At 33.9% G+C, this 19,840-nt stretch carries 15 protein-coding genes and 1 pseudogene; 8 read left to right on the top strand and 8 right to left on the bottom strand.

The annotated features are described in order from the left end of the window. Positions 1-58: 58 nt before the first annotated feature. From EBB51_RS03520 to EBB51_RS03490, 7 genes are all read right to left on the bottom strand, one after another. Positions 59-1,648, bottom strand: a complete 1,590-nt coding sequence (locus EBB51_RS03520) for a type I restriction-modification system subunit M (protein ID WP_123053184.1) — start codon at positions 1,646-1,648, stop codon at positions 59-61. Positions 1,649-1,675: 27 nt separating this feature from the next. Continuing rightward, positions 1,676-2,917: a restriction endonuclease subunit S gene (locus tag EBB51_RS03515; RefSeq protein WP_123053183.1), complete on the bottom strand. Its 1,242-nt coding sequence runs from the start codon at positions 2,915-2,917 to the stop codon at positions 1,676-1,678. A 112-nt stretch (positions 2,918-3,029) separates the two neighbouring features. Continuing rightward, entirely contained in the window at positions 3,030-6,239 is a 3,210-nt protein-coding gene (locus EBB51_RS03510) for an HsdR family type I site-specific deoxyribonuclease (RefSeq protein WP_123053182.1), read from the bottom strand. After that, on the bottom strand, positions 6,236-6,811 hold the full coding sequence (locus EBB51_RS03505) for a restriction endonuclease subunit S (protein WP_123053181.1): 576 nt from the start codon (positions 6,809-6,811) through the stop codon (positions 6,236-6,238). Before EBB51_RS03505 ends, EBB51_RS03510 begins: the two co-directional genes overlap by 4 nt. A 356-nt stretch (positions 6,812-7,167) precedes the next feature. Next, on the bottom strand, positions 7,168-8,280 hold the full coding sequence (locus EBB51_RS03500) for an alanine/ornithine racemase family PLP-dependent enzyme (protein ID WP_243103904.1): 1,113 nt from the start codon (positions 8,278-8,280) through the stop codon (positions 7,168-7,170). 3 nt (positions 8,281-8,283) lie between these two features. Beyond that, complete coding sequence (locus EBB51_RS03495) at positions 8,284-9,693, bottom strand: APC family permease (RefSeq protein ID WP_123053179.1); 1,410 nt, start codon at positions 9,691-9,693, stop codon at positions 8,284-8,286. A gap of 19 nt (positions 9,694-9,712) precedes the next feature. Continuing rightward, the gene (locus tag EBB51_RS03490; RefSeq protein ID WP_123053178.1) at positions 9,713-11,131 is read right to left on the bottom strand and encodes an alanine racemase; all 1,419 of its coding nucleotides are present in this window, start codon (positions 11,129-11,131) and stop codon (positions 9,713-9,715) included. Positions 11,132-11,460: 329 nt separating this feature from the next. Between EBB51_RS03490 and EBB51_RS03485 the strand changes: the two genes are divergently transcribed. The 5 genes from EBB51_RS03485 (at position 11,461) to EBB51_RS03465 (ending at position 17,431) form a co-directional block, all read left to right on the top strand. Then, positions 11,461-12,885 carry a sigma 54-interacting transcriptional regulator gene (locus tag EBB51_RS03485; protein WP_123053177.1) on the top strand — a complete coding sequence of 475 codons (1,425 nt, stop codon included), beginning with the start codon at positions 11,461-11,463 and terminating at the stop codon, positions 12,883-12,885. 252 nt (positions 12,886-13,137) lie between these two features. Then, entirely contained in the window at positions 13,138-13,824 is a 687-nt protein-coding gene (locus EBB51_RS03480) for a response regulator transcription factor (RefSeq protein WP_123053176.1), read from the top strand. 8 nt (positions 13,825-13,832) lie between these two features. Next, positions 13,833-14,870 (top strand): HAMP domain-containing sensor histidine kinase, encoded by a 1,038-nt coding sequence (locus EBB51_RS03475; RefSeq protein WP_123053175.1) that lies wholly within the window; start codon positions 13,833-13,835, stop codon positions 14,868-14,870. Between the two features lie 72 nt (positions 14,871-14,942). Continuing rightward, positions 14,943-15,626: an ABC transporter ATP-binding protein gene (locus tag EBB51_RS03470; RefSeq protein WP_123053174.1), complete on the top strand. Its 684-nt coding sequence runs from the start codon at positions 14,943-14,945 to the stop codon at positions 15,624-15,626. After that, positions 15,623-17,431, top strand: coding sequence for an ABC transporter permease (locus EBB51_RS03465; protein ID WP_123053173.1), 1,809 nt, complete (start codon positions 15,623-15,625; stop codon positions 17,429-17,431). The genes EBB51_RS03470 and EBB51_RS03465 overlap by 4 nt, the downstream gene beginning before the upstream one ends. A 457-nt stretch (positions 17,432-17,888) precedes the next feature. On the opposite strand, the gene EBB51_RS13800 is transcribed toward EBB51_RS03465, so the two are convergent. Beyond that, positions 17,889-18,077, bottom strand: a complete 189-nt coding sequence (locus EBB51_RS13800) for a hypothetical protein (RefSeq protein ID WP_243103903.1) — start codon at positions 18,075-18,077, stop codon at positions 17,889-17,891. A gap of 146 nt (positions 18,078-18,223) precedes the next feature. Between EBB51_RS13800 and EBB51_RS03455 the strand changes: the two genes are divergently transcribed. The 3 genes and pseudogenes from EBB51_RS03455 to EBB51_RS03445 all read left to right on the top strand — a co-directional run. Further along, positions 18,224-18,487, top strand: a complete 264-nt coding sequence (locus tag EBB51_RS03455) for a PepSY domain-containing protein (RefSeq protein ID WP_123053172.1) — start codon at positions 18,224-18,226, stop codon at positions 18,485-18,487. A gap of 163 nt (positions 18,488-18,650) precedes the next feature. Beyond that, positions 18,651-18,881, top strand: coding sequence for a transposase (locus EBB51_RS03450; RefSeq protein WP_347560954.1), 231 nt, complete (start codon positions 18,651-18,653; stop codon positions 18,879-18,881). Positions 18,882-19,511: 630 nt separating this feature from the next. Continuing rightward, a pseudogene (locus tag EBB51_RS03445) lies at positions 19,512-19,670 on the top strand (DUF255 domain-containing protein); the annotation flags it as partial. Between the last annotated feature and the right edge of the window lie 170 nt (positions 19,671-19,840).

The following is a 19,840-nucleotide window of genomic DNA, read 5'->3' as shown; positions in this document are numbered from 1 at the left end:
ACGCTGTACCAAACAAATGCGGGAAAGTGAATGTCTCACTTTCCCACTACCAATAAATCTAATTTTTTACACCTAAAATCTTTAATTGTTCATTAATCTCTGCCTCAAGTTCTGCAATTTCCTTATTATCTTGTTCTAACTGCCTATTTACTTCATCCAAATCAATTGGAGCTTCTTCTTCAAAAGTGTCAACATAACGTGGAATATTCAAGTTAAACTCATTTTCCTTGATTTCCTTAATTGATGCTACGTGAGCATATTTATCAACATCTTTACGTTCTTTAAACGTATTAATGATTTTATCTATATTTTCATTACTTAAGTTATTTTGATTCTTACCCTTTTCAAAATCATTACTTGCATCAATGAATAATATGTCTTTCATTTTACGATTCTTCTTAAATACTAAAATGATTGTTGGTATACTTGTTCCATAGAATAAGTTAGCTGGCAAACCTATGACCGTATCAAGATAATTTTTTTCAATCAGAGTTTGACGAATTTTACCTTCTGCTGCACCACGAAATAGCACACCGTGAGGCAAAACAATAGCCATTGTGCCAGTGCTGTTTAAATGATATATACTGTGCAATATAAAAGCATAATCCGCCTTTGACGCTGGTGCTAATTTTCCATAATCGCTAAAACGTGGATCTTTTAATTTGGTTTTATCATTATTCCATTTTGCAGAATATGGTGGATTTGCAACCACTGCATCAAAACTACGTGGGTGGTCAATTCCTTTTCCGTCTGGTCCATCTGGCCAATCGCTTTCCAAAGTATCAGCATTATTTAGTGTCATATTGTTATAAGGTACATCGTGCATCATCAAGTTCATACGAGCCAAGTTATAAGTTGTTGTATTCAACTCTTGACCAAAATACTTAATATGAGTACCATTAGGCAATTCTTGTCCAACAGTAAGTAGTAATGAACCTGAACCCATTGTTGGGTCATATACGCTGAAGAATTCATCTGATTTTTCTACACCGCTAGTTACTACTTTAGCTAAAATCTTACTTACTTGATGAGGTGTATAGAATTCTCCACCTTTTTTACCAGCATTTGCAGCAAATTGACCGATTAAGTATTCATAGATTTCACCTAAAATATCTTTTCCATCATCCCCCTTGTATTCAATTCCATCAACTAACTTAACTATATTGTTAAGTGACTTTGCACGTTCATTTGTAGAACTTCCAAGACGTGAGTCTCCCAAGTTAATATCGTTGAATATACCGCGAAAATCTTTAACTGCTTCTTTATTTAATTCCGCATTTTTATTAAAGTTATCAAAAATAGTTTGGTAGTCACTAGGAATAACTTGTGCGTCATTAATTTTATTAATCAGAGACTCCCATGTATCATTTGGCGCAATTGCATATCCCAGACTTGATGAAATATCTTGTAAATAGTCATCTAAATCTTTACCTACCGCTTGTTTTAGATAAGCATCATTAATAGATTCTCCATCACGAACATCAATAACATTATTCCCCACTAAATACTGCTCTTGATGTTCCGAAAGGTATCGATAAAACATAAATGCTAAGATATAGTTTTTGTACTCTGACGCATCCATTGTGCCGCGCAGTTCATTTGCCATAGCCCAAAGTTTGCTAGTAATTGTTTGTGGATTATTACTCATTGTTTTATTTCCTCTTTTCAAATTATTTTATACAAACATCTGTTGTAATAATGCTTTCTTTTGTTCTTGCAAGTGATTTAACTTACGTTGATGAAGGGTGATAAGGGTTGTTATTGTATCAAAAAACCTCCCGATCTTTTTCTGTTCTTCCAAGTTTGGAAATGGAATTGGCATTTCTATAAACACAGAATCCTTAATTGCAAACCGATCGGAACGTGCGCCCGAATCTCCATTTAGTTTCATGAAACTATGCCAGCAAGTCGTATCGAAATAATGTTCTAAGTAGGTTTTATCAATATCGTGTGTTCGGAATACATAGTAAAGTGGCGACATTACGCCTGTTCTTGCTAATTTGTTCCTTTTTATTGGTCCGACGGGGGCAAAGTTTGAAATTCGTGGATTATAAACAAAATCATCATTTTGAACTACATAATATCCATTTAAGTTCTTTGCATTGGAAATATCTTTGTCAAAAAAATCTCTTTGGGTGACAATACCAAACTCTGCTGAATTAGTAAGAGTTTCATCATAAAAATTTTCTGTATTCTTTTCAGTTACTTTATCTGAAATCTCTCCTAACTTACGCTGTTCCCAAGGGTCGGTAAACTCTGGAAAACGAAGTTTTGGAAAATTCTCGCCATTTTTCGGGAACATTTTTTGCAACAAACTCTTCTTCTTATCTTGCAAGTGATTTAACTTACGCTGATGAAGGGTGATAAGGTTATCGAGTTCTGCAAGGTAAGCACCTATTTTTTTTTGTTCAGCTAAAGACGGAACATAGATTTCACCCGATAACCATTCATCGTTAGAAATATTCATTGTATGTTTAGCACCCATTCTTACGAGTGGACGAAGATAATTGTTTGTCTTTTCAGGCATATCAAAGTTGTAATAAATGAATGTTGAGTCATTGCCCTCAGTCGGAACATTTACGATATACAACGGAGATACTATACCCTCTTCATTGCTTACTTTTTTTATAATTCCGAACGGTTTTGCTGCCAACGGACTTCTCGTATAAATAATGTCACCCTTGACAACTTTTTTGTAGCCTGTAACATCTTCAGCAGCAAAACTTCTGCCTTGAAATTTTATCTGATTTATAACACCATATTCATCTGAAACAGATAAAACATCATCCCGAGTATATTCACCGTCATTATTCGTTCTTGTCATAATTTCAAGGACTTCACCCAACTTACGCTGTTCCCAAGGGTCAGTGAATCCTGGAAATCTTATTTTAGGTACATTCGCTTTATTTTTATCCATAGTTTATCTCCTATCTGAGCTGTCAATTGATGGTCGACAGTTCAATAATTAATTTTACTATTCTTAAGCATCTCATTAAATGCTTTAATTTTAAAGTATCCTTAGATATAATTTAACTTTCAGCTTGATCATCAGCTAATTCATAAATAGCTTCACGTAAACCATTACGATACTTGATTTTAGACAAAGATTGTATCTCCTCGTCATGTGCTAACGTCTTATAATCCACGCTTGCTTTTGCAATTATATCTCGAATTTGACCAGTATCGTCTAAATCTTGTAAGCCATAACGATGACGACTAAATAATTCACGCATCTGGGCACTTGTGATAATATCTGTGATTCCCCACTTCACTCGAAAATCTAAAAACATTCTATCAAGGCTGACATTATTAGCCGCTTGAATAATCTGTTCACTATTTTTCAATTTTACTGGATATTTAAGATTAGAACCTTCCGGCGGAAAATGCCCTTTGATAATAGCAATTGCTGCATTCATAATCTTCGCAGCATAATTTCTGTCTTCCAAGCCACTGGCAAATTGATTAATTTTCTCTTTCGTAGCTTGTGCTTCTTGACTCTTGCCCTCATGCACTTGGTTTAATAATTGTTCCACCAATTCAGTTAAATAATCATAATCTATTTTCACATCCTTGACATGAGTCATTCTTAACTCAATTTGATCAAAAGGAATTTTCTTTTCTTTTGATATATGTTGTTTAAGTTCATTGGTTAAAACTGTAGTAAGCATGGTTTCCTGTTCACTTGTCATCCCTAATTTTTCAACTAATTCATCAGGATTGTCGTAATTGAAGCCTACTGCATTTCCATCAACTTCTTTAGGTGCATATTGTTTTAATTTAGCCATACCAGCATTATAACCATGCAGCAAATCAAGCATATACTCTTTTTGCTTCTCAGAAGGTGGCAATTGCTGAAACTTATTAGTTAAGCTGGATAATTTCTGAGCAACCCCTTTAACTTCCTTAAATACATCTTCAAAAGATTTAGCGATAATACCATCATCTTGGTTAGATTTACGCTGGTCATCTTCTGATAAAATTGCAGAAGCTTTATTAGCATAAATTGCGAGAGCTTTATTCATCAACTTCTCATTTTGAGCAGGCCAGCGATAATTTACAATACGCCCCCAGGGTTTTTCTTGCATATCAGCAATACGATTTGTTCTTGAATAAGCTTGAATAAGTCCAGCCCCTTTAAGTGTTCTATCTACATAAAGAGTATTAAGTTCTGGTGCATCAAATCCAGTCAAAAGTTGATCTACCACAATCGCAATATCTAAGAAGTTCTTGTCGGTAGCAGTTTTATTCAAACGACTAGTAACATCTTGTGTATATCCTGCTACATCATCCATACCAAAGCTTGTACCAAATTCTTTGTTATAAGCTTTAATAGCATCATGTAAACCTTGATTAGTGGCAAGCATACTATCATTATTGGATGAGTTTTGGCTAAATGTAACTGCTAATTTTAATGTTTGTCCACCGTTCTTCCTGTTCTCATTATTTACTCGTTGAAATTCATTAAAATACATCATTGCCATTGGAGTACTAGCTTTCCCACCACCAACATGAGTGGTAAAAAGTGCATTATACTTACCTTCATTTGAACGATTTCGCCAGTTCTTAAAAATATCTTCAACTACTAACTTGATGTGATCTGGATTTTCATCATAAAAACTTGGTTCAACCGCATCATCCATATCCTCTTGACTTAGATTATTAATCTTCTCTTGAATCTGTTCTTCAGTCCACTTCGGATAGCGTTCTCTATAGAAATTTGGTAGATACTTCAATTTCATTTGTTCTTCATCAATGGTTGTTTCAAAATCCACTTTAAAGCCTAAAACATTTCTATCTGCAATTGCTTCACGAATGGTATAAGCGTGTAACAATGGTCCAAAAATATCTTCTGTTCGTAAGCCACTAGTAGTTTCATCAAACATCGGCGTTCCTGTATAACCAACCCAAGCAGACTTTTTAAAAGCTTTTTGTATCTTTTGAAAACTTTCACCACCAGTTGAACGGTGTGCTTCATCCACGATAAATACAATATTTTTATCAGGTGATTTAAAAGATTTACGTTTCACTAAAGTATCAAGCTTTTGAACAGAAGTAACAATGATATTATTATCTTTACTCTTTAGTTTACGACTCAAATCATTAGTATTACAAGTATCTTGAACGCTGCCAATCGTATCTTCAGCAGCATCTGGATCATAGGCCCTATAATTTTCATTTGTTTGTTTCGTTAAAGCAATCCTATCTACTACGAAGACAACTTTATCAATTTTAGGCATGCGGCTTGCAAGCCATGCTGTTTTAAAACTAGTTATAGTTTTACCAGAACCAGTGGTATGCCAAACATAACCTACTTTATTTGTGCCGAGTTCAAAATCAACTTGCTTTAAACTTTCAATTACATTCTGAGTTGCGTATACTTGATATGGACGCATTACCTTTAACGTTTGTTTATTTTTTGTGCCGTCCAAAATCATATAATTAGTAGCCATCTGATGTGCCATTGGAATACTTAACATTGAATCAGCAAACTCTTTCCAATTACGCACAATCGTATTATCACTTTTACGCTGCCAGTTAAAAGCAAAGTCCTTATTGAACTTATCCGGAGTGGTATTCGCCATATACTTCACGTTATTGGGCGTAATTGCCACTAATATTTGTAAAGTGGAAAAAATATCACTATATTGGTTTTCTTCGGAATATTGATGCATTTGATTTAGTGCTTCATTGACATCATGTGTATCACGTTTTTCTTCAATTTGTATGATAGGTAAACCATTAATAAGAAGTGTCGTATCAAAACGGCGATTTTGTTTCCCAGGGATAACTGCAGGGCGTTCAATTTGATTAACTACTTGATACACTGTATCTCCAGCACCGATTTGTTTTTGATCGAAAACCGTTAAAAACACGTGGCGGCCGTCATCCAAATCAATTTCGATTTGCGATACACCATTAAGTCCATATAAAAATTGTCCAGCTTCATATGGTGTTTGAATATCAGATATAATCTTTTTAACTTGATTAAATTCAATAGTACTTAGTGGATGATCAAGTGTATTTTGATTGTGCCTCTCAAGAATCTCTTTGAAGTTATTCCAAAGCTCTTCTGTAGTTTTAATTTTTGGTTCATACTTCCACAGCTTTGTTTTTACACAGTAATCAGCAGGTTTTTCACTAACCATAAAGCCGGTGATTCCTTCTAGGTGTTCAGGTTTGGTTATGGTTCCACTGGTAATGTATTGTATTAGTTCAGTTTCAAATTGCTCTTCATTCATTTCTGACTTGCCTCCTCTAACTTGGATAACCTGATTTTTGTTTCAAGTTCTGCTGCCTTATTTTTAAGGGCTTGCAGCCTTAACTGATTAAAATATACTTGTCCTATAATTTTTTGCTTATCTATGGAAGGTATTTTCGGTATTTCGAGCTCTTTAAGCTGCCTGAGAGTATATTTTAAAACTTGCGAACCCTGCAGTCCCAAAGCAAACTGCTTCTTAATTGTTTTGTTTTCATTAATGAGATAAACCAAAAACTTTGAATCAATGTTATGGCTAGGTAATAACTTAACGTAGTTTTGCGTATAAAGATATCCCTCGTGCTCTTTTCTTACCATCGCTGCAATTCCTGTGATTAAACTAAACACCACATCACCATAGCATAAGATATTTACTTTATCATTTGTTCTGACTTGTTTATTGTCCACATTGTTTGAAATAATACCTACCAAATCATCTGTTAAATCCGTTTGACTATAATAAGTAAAAAGCGGTGTTTTCTCATCAAACACTTCAGTAATTCTAAACTGAGGCGATCCACTTACTAATCCAACCAATTCACTCAACCTTTTCATAAAATATTGTGCCTTTCTAAAACTAACTTTATTTGCTATGATGTAATCATAGCTCAAAAGAAATTTTATTGCAACTATTAAAAATGTAATTTTTAAAAATTACATTTTCAATAGTTGCAATAAACATTAACGAGTTCGTCTCCGTCTCGCAAAACTACAGGGGTGAAAATATTGATGAACACACCTTATAATGCGGTTGATTGAAAAGTAAGCGTAAAAATCCACACCTATTATTCAGATGTGGACTATTTGACGCTTACAGACATTAGTCGAGAGTTAATCATTGTAAGGCTCTCACCTAAAAATGATATTTAAGCATCTATAGAAATGACCTTAATATGAAGATTACTCATTTTTTAATCATTTATAAAAGCTTTTTCAATACCAGGAGAGTTACATGCAGCCAAAAGTGCGGTATAGTCTATTTCAAATGGTATAATATCTCCCAGACTATAATTGTCACTGTCCTCTATATCAATTATAGTATGATCACTTGTCTGTCCCAGTATTTCTATTTTACTATCAATTGGATGTATATTTTCATATGGAATATCCTGACGTCCAAATGCTAATAGTGCTCTTTTCCTATTTCCACGATCCACAAAGGTTTTCGTTTGAAGGAAGGCATCAACCCCTAATTCTCCAACAGGGACAGTAGGTTTTGTATTAAGCTCAATAATTTCTGCTTTGAATATATAAAGATTTGATACATATTTATTTATATCCATTGAAGAATGATAATACTCATCAAGATATTTACCTTCAACGTATTCAATTCCAAATTGATGAAGTCCGCCAATGCGAAGATGATTTATGCCTTTTGGTAAAATGCCTTTGTCTACAAGATGGTAGCTTGTACAATTTCCACCTGAAAGATATTTAAACTTAATACCAAGCTTTTTCTCAAGATCTCTTGCAATTGATACAAATTTATTTCCATTTTTCACTGTAGGAAGTGCTGTTCCATAACAGTTAAAATTAGTTCCTAGGCCATAAATTTCAATATTAGGCAGCTTAAGAATAGCTCTTAATACACTTTCAATTTTATCTGTATCTTCAAACCATATTCCTTCCCTTAAATCTCCAAGGTCAAGCATAAGCAATACTTTATGCACTTTATTTTGTTTTACAGCTTCCTTAGATAATGCTTCAATAACTTCTATTTCTGAATTTAAGGATATATCGGCATATCTTATTACATCTGGTATTTCACTTAATGAAGGGCTTCTTAAAAGAGCCTTTTCACACTTAACATCTTTTATTTTTTTTAAATTTGAGACTCTTGATTCTGCGACTGCCTTTATTCCTCCTTCAAAAATAGCATTGGCTGTTTCAGGAGCACCATCAAAAACCTTGTTAACACCCATTACATCAATGCCTATTTTTTTTAGGCTTTCCACTTCTACCTTTGCATTGTATTTAAGTTTTCTTAAATTTATTTCAAGTCTTGGATAACTCACATAACTCATCTCCTATTGAATTTGTACTTTTTCATTATTTTTCTTAGCTTTTTTATACAATAAATCTGCAGCTATAGCAGCTACTATTCCACCACCAGCTACCTTTAATTCAAATACGAAAAGACTTCCTGTGTTTATTTGTGAAGGTGGAATGAAAAGTAAGGCAATTGCAAATAAAGTAGAAGCAAATCCAAATATAGGAAGGACAATTGGTAAAACCTTTCCCGGTATTTTAAATGTACGATTTACTTCTGGTCTTTTCTTTCTTAATACTAAGTATGACGCAAACATGAAAAGATAAGGTATAAAGTAAACTAATGTTGTTAAAGCTGTAAGTGTCCAGTAGGCTGCTTCAGCACTTGGAGATATAAATGTTGAAAGACAGAATATTGATACTAAAACGGCCTGTACATATAATGCATATTTGGGTGCACCTGTTTTAGGGTCTACTTCACTTATTTTTTTACCAAGTATATTATTTTTTCCGCTGGCTACATTAAGCATATAGATTGGTCCAACAAGCCAGGAATTTACCTGTGCCAATGCTCCAAATGCAATAAGTATTCCCATAACCGGAAGTAACCATGGCATATGAAGATTAACCGAAGCAGCACTCATAGCCTGCATAATTCCTGCAACTATATTTGAATCTGCTGCTGGAAACAAAGTATTCATTGAAATTGTACCTATTATATAAATTCCAACAATGGCTAGTGCTGATAGAAAAATAGCTCTTGGAAAATCTTTTTGCGGATTCTTAGCATGTCCAGCAATCATTGGAGCAACTTCCATTCCTGCAAATGCAAACATCATTGAAGATAAGAATACGATATTATCCCATTTTGATAAGTTTGGTATCCAATTTTTTGCTGCAGAATAATCTGTTGCCATAGGATGTCCAGTTGCAAGCCAATATAATGCAAGAATAATAAGCACACCAGCTGGGACAAAAACACCAAATATTGCTCCAAAGTTATTTATCTTTTTTGTCCAATCCATACCTTTAATATTTAACATAGTTAATATCCACATAATTATAATAGAGGTAACTCCAATGTAAACCTTATTTTCTGCTAAAGAGGCATTGATTGTGTATCCTACAGTTGTTGTTAAAAATTGAAGCATCAATGGGAAGAAAACTATACATGAACATAGATATAAAAATACGTTTATCCACCCTATTCTTTCTCCCATAGCTTCCCTTATCCATACAAAGAGTCCTCCCTCTTCTGGCCAGCCTGTAGAAAGTTCTCCACAAACCATTGCTAAAGGAATAAACATAAATATAGCTGCTAATAGCCAAAGCATTACTGATGCTGCTCCATATGGTGCAACATTAGGTATCTGTCTTATACTAAGTATTGCTGCTACATTAAGTAAAAGAATATCCTTTACACCTAGCTTTTTATCGTTATCACTCATAACGTACACTCCCTTTTAATTAATAAATATCGTATCCAACTAAGTCAGCATAATTATCTTCACGTCTAATTAATTCAACTTGACCTTCTTTATTGATAAGGGCAACTGCTGTACGTGGTCTATTATTATATACTGTTTGGCTTTCAATAACATATGCACCTGCATCAATAAATGCTAAAACATCACCAAACTTAGTATCCTTTGGAAGCGGATAAAATTCGCCGTCAACACCTTGATGGAAATAATCTCCTCCATCACATAGAGGACCTGCAACTTTAAACCAATCATTATATTCTGTATCTATGTTACTTGCATTAAATAGATTGAAATACCAGTCAAAGTGAAGGCTATCTGATAATATACTATAACCTACATCTACAAACTTCCAATTTACAATATCTTGAACATTGTTGTTTTCATCATAATTAGTTTTTGTCTTTTCACAGCTAAGTGTAGTTAACAAAACTCCTGCGCTGCTTACTACCTTACGACCTGGTTCAATACATATTTCGATGTCTTTTCTCCATTTGTGAACTTCCTTAATTATTACATTAGCAAAGTCATATGAATCTATGCCTCCATAAAGATAATCCTCAAGTGCATCTCCATTTCCATATTTATATGGAACAGGAATCCCACCGCCAACGTTAATAAGTTCAAATTTAATTCCGAGAACCTTTTCAAGCCTTGCAGCCTCCTTTACCATAATAGCTGTTGCAAGTTCAAATGGCTCTGCTGTTGGAACTTGATCACCTACATGCATATGAAGACCTTTTAAATGTACATATTCCATTTTAAGTATTTTCTTGCACATCTTCTCTGCATCTTGAAGATCTATTCCTGATTTTGCATGATATGCTGTAATAAGTCCTGGATGTGTTGGTGAAGAAACATTTGGTTCTATTCTTACACAAACATTTGCAACCTTTTTCAGTCTATTTGTTATTTCTTCAATAAGTTCAAGTTCAAAGAAGCTATCTACATTAATTAAATATAAGTCATTTTTAATTGCATATTCTAAGTCTTCTTTTTTCTTAACAACTCCATTGAAAACTATCTGGTTTCCACTAAATCCAATCTCAAGACATTTTTTTACTTCATAGATTGAGTTAGCTTCTGCACATATACCGCTTTCTTTTACTATTCTTAAAACTTTCATAACTGAACAAGCTTTAGATGCATAGAATATCTTTGTATTTGGATGTGATTTAAAAGCATCCTTAATTTCATCAATATTTCTTATAATTTCTTTTTCTGAGTATACATAAAATGGTGTTGGATACTTTTTACCAACTTCTGTTAGGTCAACGCCTTCAAAATGTAAATGATTGTTCTTTGAAGTAAATCTTCTATCCTTTTGAAGGATGTTGGTTTTTGTTTCATTAAAAATTTTACCTAACTCTGATCTTGTTTTTTTAGCTGTTTCTGTTGAACTCATTTAGAATTCCTCCTTTATGTATTTTACAATTATATAAAGCAAGACTTATACCAACTTAGTAAATGCTCGATTTATAACTAATGAATAACAGTTAATTTAAAAATAAAAGTTTTAAAATAACCATTTTTCATTACTATTAATTAAAAAATTCACAAAGTATTAAAACTTAGGGCTTGCGTTGTGCCAATTTTCCGTTACCGTAAAAATGGTTTTTCGAAACTTGTAAAAAGTGATGAGATTTCGTACAAATGATGATATGATGTAAAAAATATGGTAAAATTAAATATTATAAGAGAAATATTAGTATATAAAACTTTGGAGGATATATAATGAACGATAATTTAAAAAATGCGGTTAATTTATTTAGTGATTTTTTCGAAGTTTTAAGATACCCAGTTGCAGTAATAGATAAAGAAGGTAAATATATATATTATAATATTTATGATGCCGAAATTGACAAATCCTCCGTTAAGGATAATTTGGGAAAATACATTCTAGATTCATATAAAAATCTTACAGAAGAAACTAGTACTATGTTAAGATCCCTAAAACACGGAGAAAGATTTATTGATAAACATCAGATATATATAACTAAAACAGGAAAAACTGTTGACTATATGCATACAACCCTTCCTTTATATGATGAGAATAAAAATATAATAGGAGCTATAGAAATTGGCAGAGATATAAGTCAAATAAAACAGTTAACAGATACTGTACTTGACTTATCTGCAAAATTATATACACATTATGAAGAAAATCCAAACCAACTAGAAGGTCAAGATGAGATTCTAACAAGAAATGAGAAAATGATTTCACAAATAAATAAGCTTGATATATATTCACAAACTGATTTCCCAATTCTCATCTATGGGGAAACTGGCACTGGAAAAGAGCTATTTTCTAAAAGAGCTCATAAAAAAAGTAAACGGGCAAACAAACCATTTGTTACTTTAAATTGTGCAGGAATTCCAGATACCTTACTTGAAAGTATGCTTTTTGGAACTGAAAAAGGTGCATTTACAGGTGCTGAAAAGCGTAAGGGGCTTTTTGAAATTGCTGATGGAGGAACTTTATTTCTAGATGAGTTAAATTCAATGCCTATGAATATTCAGCCAAAGTTACTTCGTGTACTTCAAGATGGTACATTCTTAAGGCTTGGAAGCAATCAACAAATTCATGTAGATGTAAGAATAATTGCAGCAATGAACCAATCCCCAGAGGAAGCAATTGAAAAAGGTGCCTTAAGGCGAGATCTTTTTTATAGAATTAGTACCTGCATGATATCTATACCCCCATTAAGGCATAGAAAGGAAGATATTTCATTATTGGCTTACTTATTTCTTGAAAAATACTCAAAGGAACTTGGACATAATCTTAAGCATATAAATCCTCAAGTTATTAATAGATTAGAACAAAATAGCTGGCCTGGAAATGTAAGAATGCTTGAAAATGTTATAAAGAGAAGTATTATGTTAGAGGACAAGAACCATATTGCACTTAATGATCTTGTTTTTGATATGGGTGAAGAAATTTTCTCAAATAAAATAGAACCAAATGATTCACCAAATGATACTATTACACCTATTGGCAGTTCACTAACTGAAATGGTAGATAACTATGAAAAAGAAATTATTGAAAAGGCAATGATCCAATATAAAAACAACATAAAAAGGGCTGCAGAAGCACTAAAAATACCTCGCTCAACCCTTCAGTATAAACTTCTAAAATATGATATAAAAACTGCTAATTAAAATAAAAAATTTTATAAGTAAATTGAGCTAATTTCACATCATAGTAATACCAGCTATTTTTACATTTATCTATAATTTTTGTCCACTACATAAATTTAACGACATTCTGAACTCCGGCTTCGATGACTTCTTCATCGTCAGAATTATAATACTGCCCCATGTAATTACCTCCCTACGGCAAAGCTAAAAAAAGTCAAACTCATCAACTGCAATACTATATCAATGTAGAAAAATAAAGGACGGTGAAAACATATGAAACATATTTTCTTTGTTGAAGATAATTTGAGCCTAATTAGTGGTTTATCTTTTGCCATCAAAAAGCAAGGATACGAAATAGACGTTGCCCGTACAAGTCTTGAAGCAGAAACATTATGGATAAATTGGAAATATGATTTAGTAATTTTGGACGTGTCACTTCCCGATGGCTCTGGCTATGATTTATGCAAAAAAATCCGTAAAACATCAATGGTACCGATTATGTTTCTTACCGCGGCTGATGAGGAAACGGATATCATCATGGGACTGGATATAGGAGGTGACGATTATATCACAAAGCCTTTCAAACTGGCGGTGTTCCTATCAAGAATAAATGCTCTGCTTCGCAGGAGTGATAATTTTAATCAAGCAGATACTGAATTAAATTCTAATGGCATAAAAGTACAACTGTTAAAAAGAGAAGTCTATAAAAATGAAGAACAGCTTGACTTAACAGCAAGCGAGTATAAATTGTTGTGCCTGTTCATGGAAAATCCAGATATTGTCCTTTCGCCGAAGCAGATTTTAAGCAAACTATGGGATTGCGACGAAAACTATGTAGATAGCAACACCCTTACTGTATATATACGCAGACTGCGTACGAAAATTGAAGATAATCCGGGCGAACCACAGAAAATAGTGACAGTTCGGCGTATGGGATATAAATGGAATACTATTGATTGAGGTGTACGATGAAAATACTGACAAACAGAAAAATCAAATTGCTATTCAGTTGGGTACTGCTGTTCATATTTGCATTCACCCTTCTTTCTGCTGCTTTCATAGGTTTGAAATTTGAAAATGCAGCACTATGTGTATTGATATGTTCCTTTTGCATGAGTATCTCCATATTGGCAACGGGTTACAGGTACTTCAAAGAACAGAATAAAATCATGGAAAATGCCGTAACTCAAATCAAAGAATATATTTCTGGAAATCAAGATGCACGTATTGAGTGTAATGATGAGGGCGAACTATACATATTATTTCACGAAGTAAATTCCTTAGTTTCCATTTTGAATGCCCATGCTAAAAACGAGGAAAACGCAAAAAAGTTTTTGAAAAATACTATATCCAATATTTCTCATCAGTTGAAAACCCCTCTTGCCGCCCTTAATGTCTATAACGGTATTATGCAAGAGGAAGCAAAAGATTTACCTACAATTAAGGAGTTTACTGCTCTTTCAGAGCAGGAACTTGACAGAATAGAAATGCTGGTACAAAATCTCTTAAAAATCACAAAGCTTGATGCTGGAACAATTATGATAGAAAAAACTATGGAAAATGTATCTGAAATGATGGATTGTATAGAAAGACACTTTTCATATCGTGCCGAGCAAGAGGAAAAGAAAATATATCTATCTGGTAATGATACCGTTACCTTATTGTGTGACCGTAACTGGCTAATGGAAGCAATCAGCAATATTGTTAAAAATGCTTTTGACCATACACAAAAAGGTAATGCTATCCGTATTGAATGGAAGCAGTTTGCGTCTATTGTTCAAATTACCATAAAAGATAACGGAAGCGGTATTCACCCAGAGGATTTACACCACATTTTCAAAAGATTTTACCGCAGTCGTTTTTCTAAAGACACGCAAGGTATCGGACTTGGACTGCCACTTGCGAAAGCTATTGTTGAAGCACACAGTGGAACGATCGAGGTTGACAGCGAATTGGGTATTGGTACTACTTTTACAATCAACTTTTTAATTCCTACAAAATTGTAGGGTGAGTGTCATATAACAGTAGGGTTGGCGTGATAACCTTTCAATATAAAGACAGAAAGAGGTGGATAACCTATGAATTTACTAGAAGTTAAATCAATTTCTAAAACCTATGGCAGCGGTGAAGCTGCCGTACACGCATTAAAAGATGTCAGCTTTTCCGTTCCAAAAGGCGAATTTGTCGCAATCGTTGGAGAATCTGGCTCCGGCAAAAGTACACTTCTGAATATGGTAGGTGCGCTTGATATGCCCACTTCCGGCAAGGTATTTATTGATGGTAAAGATATTTTTTCAATGAAAGATAGTAGCTTAACAATCTTCCGCCGCAGGAATATTGGATTTATTTTTCAGAGTTTTAATCTAATTCCAGAATTAACTGTTGAGCAAAACATTATATTTCCCGTATTGCTTGATTACCAGAAACCCGACAAAAAGTATCTGGAAGAATTACTTACGGTACTTAATCTGAAAGAACGCCGCAGCCATTTACCCAGTCAATTATCTGGTGGACAGCAACAGCGTGTGGCAATAGGACGTGCGCTGATTACTCGGCCATCGCTTATCCTTGCCGACGAGCCAACGGGTAATTTGGACACTCAGAACAGCAGCGAAGTAATAACTTTGCTGAAACAAGCTGCAAAGAAGTATGAGCAGACCATTATTATGATTACTCATAGCCGAAGTATTGCACAGACAGCAGACCGGATACTGCAAGTGTCCGACGGCGTACTCACCGATTTTGGGAGGTGCCAGGAATGAAAAGCTATCTTAGTCTTATTCCAATTTCTGCAAAGGTACACAGACGTCAGAACCGCATGACGCTCCTATGTATCATATTTGCTGTATTTTTAGTAACGGCTGTTTTCAGCATGGCAGATATGGGCGTTAGAATGGAGGCAACAAGATTACTAAATAAGCATGGCGGTCAGGCACTACAAAAACTTGGTGAAAGTGCAGCGGCGCAAACCCTGTATTCTACAGCAGCTGTGCTATTTATTCTCATACTGATTGCAGGTGTGCTGATGATTTCAAGCAGTATAAACAGTAATGTTGCCCAAAGGACAAAGTTTTTCGGAATGATGCGCTGTATTGGAATGAGCAAACAACAGATTATCCGTTTTGTCAGACTGGAAGCCCTTAATTGGTGCAAAACTGCGGTTCCAATAGGTGTAATACTTGGAATTGTAGTTACATGGGGATTATGCGCTGCGTTACGGTTTCTTGTCAGTGTAGAGTTCTCCAATATACCACTTTGGGGAGTCAGTCTACCAGGCATTATCAGCGGAATAATTGTTGGAGTTGTTACAGTACTCATTGCCGCTAGGTCTCCTGCAAAACGAGCTGCAAAGGTATCTCCTGTAACGGCAGTATCGGGCAATTCGGGAAGCACAAAAAATGTAAAACATTCGTTGAATACCCGTTTTTCTAAAATTGAAACTGCTCTCGGCATTCATCATGCAGTATCAGGAAAGAAAAACTTAATACTTATGACAAGCTCATTTGCTCTTAGCATCATCCTGTTTTTGAGCTTTTCAGTCTTAATAGAGTTTATCGGATATATTATGCCCCAGTTGTCGAATACTCCTGACATCAACATTGATAGTAATAACAGTTCAAATTCAATAGACAGTGCATTGCTTGATAAAATAAGTGGTATGTCAGGTGTAAAACATGTTTTTGGCCGAAGGAGCTGTCTTGATATTTCGGCAGAAGTAAATTCTCAAACAAACACGATTGATATGATTTCCTACGATGATTATGATTTTGACTGTCTTACAAAAGATAAGCAACTTAGAAAAGGCAGCTATATTTCAAAAGTGTATGGAGACAGTAATTACGTACTTACAATCTGGGACAAGAACAACCCCTTAAAGGTAGGCGATAAAATACAAGTAGGCAACAAAAAGCTTGAAATCGCAGGGATGTTAAAATGTGACCCTTTTAGCGATGACGGTAATCCAAATGGGAAAATAACACTCATTACTTCTGGGGAAACTTTTACTCGCCTTACCGGTGTAACCGATTATTCACTTATTATGATACAAACGACAAAAGATGCGGCGGACAGAAATGTTGAAGCCATCCATAATGTCGCAGGTGAAAAGTACAAGTTTACTGACAAACGGGATCAGCAGACTATGCAATCCAGCACATATATGGCATTTACGTTTTTTGTATATGGATTTTTGACAATTATAACTTTGGTTTCTGTATTAAATATTATGAACAGTATTTCTATGAGCGTATCCGCAAAAATAAAGCAATACGGAGCTATGCGTGCAGTTGGTATGGATGAACGTCAGATAACAAAAATGATAGCCGCCGAAGCGTTTACCTATGCTGTGTCCGGTTGTGCTGTGGGCTGTACAGTTGGTATTTTTATTAGTAAGCTGTTATATAACTATCTTATTACTAGCCATTTTAGCTATGCTATTTGGAACTTTCCTGTTATGCCAGTAATAATTATTCTTCTGTTCGTATTTGCTGCATCTATTGCTGCGGTTTATGTTCCATCAAAACGGATTCGGAAGATGGCGATAACTGATACGATAAATGAACTGTAAAAGTGTTATTTATGAAATGGGTAAAGAAGATTAAACCAAACTGAGATGAACATACACATCATCCAGTAAGATATGATTATTGCTATGCCCGACTGAGTTTTTTTCAGTCGAGCATTTTTGGATGCCGAGCCAACGACAGCTCAAAATATTCCTTTGCCAGAGTGCGTGGCAAATATGTAAATCCCTCATCATATACACGTTTATATATTTTTTCTCCAAATCATTGAAAGTTATACTTTTATCATTTAAACTTAAATTGTACATAATCTTATCCATTTTCTTGTATAGTCTGCACAACTTACATTATAATGGACTTTTTATGTATGTGGGAGGTACTTTTTGTATCTCCTTTTAATTTTGTATGCAGTAATATTTACTACTTTTGCCTACTAAAATTATACTTTAAGTTAAATTTATGCATTTGCCGGCTCACTTGGTACTGCCGTAGACCATCCACTTATAATACTTGCATCCCCTCCTTCTTCATCATGTAGTTTCCATCAAAGTCCCTTGAATAAAATTTCCCCTTAAGCTTTGAACTTATTGCCCTTTCTAGATTTATTGGTGAATCATATTTTACTCCCATATTATCACCGCTTTTCAATACGGCAATATGAATATTTTTTAAGCCTATTTGACTAGCCATTTATATCACTCTCCATTTCTTCACTAAATTTACATTGACATAGTCAATCTAAAAATATGAATGAGCAGTATCCTTGTTTAGTGACACATTAGAAACTTATGAATATATTAATAATGTAAAAGTAATATTTAGAAGGAGTTTACTTAATGGTTAACAACAGTTACAACAATAACTTGTATTATAGTCTTTGGGATAATTACTGGAGGAATTATCGAATTAACAGCGAGGCAGCGATTCAAATTGCTTTGCAGCGAGTTCCTGGTCAAGTTATTAAAGTGGAATTAGACTATGACAATGGTATATTGGTTTATGAAATTGACATACGTACCACATCAGGAGTATATGAGGTTCACATTAATGCGATTACAGGGCAGATATTAAAAGTTGAAAGAGATTTTAATTCTGATTAAAAAGTTAAGATATTTAAAGCATAATACTCAATTTAAACATCAAGTACAAAATGACCACTGCATTGTTTAATAATTGCAGTGGTCATTAACATTTATACGTATTAATAAAGAATTTATCATCTTTTTATGAGCAAAATTTGAGAACGTACCTAGATTTGTGTAAATCAAATCTAGGTACGTTCTCATAAAATATATACCATCAAAAAATGTTAGAGCTTTTATGAAGGATTTAAAACAAGTATATAGGGCAGTTAATGAAACGATGGCAAGTCAGGCATTACAATCACTAGACGATAACTGGGGAGATAAATATCCTATAGTTATACAATCATGGCAAAATAACTGGGATTTCATAAAAAACATATTTATTATCTCATCATTATTTATATGTTAAAAAGCTTCTATATCAATATTTTTTGAAGTACTATTCATTTCGTAACACATCACATCATACAATGCATTTTTATATTTCTCATTAATATGAAATTGCAATACTGAAATTTTCACATTTTTATTAGGTTCAGCCCGAACTTCATTGATACAGGTCAGCTCACATTGATTCCACTGAAAATTCTCTGCTAATGTATCTTCTATATCTTCACATAATGAACATGCTAAATATAAAAATATTCTATTTGGTGATATCTCTTAGCCATAATCTATTATCACTTAACATTCCATTCATATTCTCATTTACTACTTCATTAGAATTCAATACCTTTTCCCCCTTCGATACAAAAAAATTTAGATATCAAAGTTTTAAATTATATATGCTCCTTTTCCTCCACCACCTGCTAATACTAAACCAGCTCTATTGCTCATATATAAATAACGTTTTATTAATGAATTATAACGTTCTTCATATTCAGCTTGACCTAAAGCTGTGTATGCATTTTCCTCCGCACACTTTTTTAATAATTCTGCTGCTACTTCAAATTCATTTTGTAGCTTAGCATTTTGTTTGAATAATTTTCTTTCTAAAAGATAAATCTATAATAAGAATACATTACTAGGAGGTGATTCTATGAACCTAACAAGCACACCCAGCAGATTAATAAATGAAAAATACCCCTATCTATTACAACATGCACACAATCCAGTAAACTTGTATCCCTGGGGAGAAGAAGCATTTACAAAAGCAAAATCAGAAGATAAGCCTATATTCCTATCTATTGGGTATAGCTAGGCTCGTCTCTCTATACGTGCCATTGAAGACACATCATTACTAGCAACTTCTATTTCAATTCCTTCAAAAAGCACTGAAAGTCCCTGAAAATCAAGGACTTCTATTGTATCAAAATTATAGTTTATGTATGATGGAGACGAGAAGTTTTATATTCTAGTAAAATATTT

Source organism: Clostridium sp. JN-1 (assembly GCF_003718715.1).
GTDB lineage: Bacteria > Bacillota > Clostridia > Clostridiales > Clostridiaceae > Clostridium_AV.
This window is presented reverse-complemented; position numbering and strand designations above follow the sequence as displayed.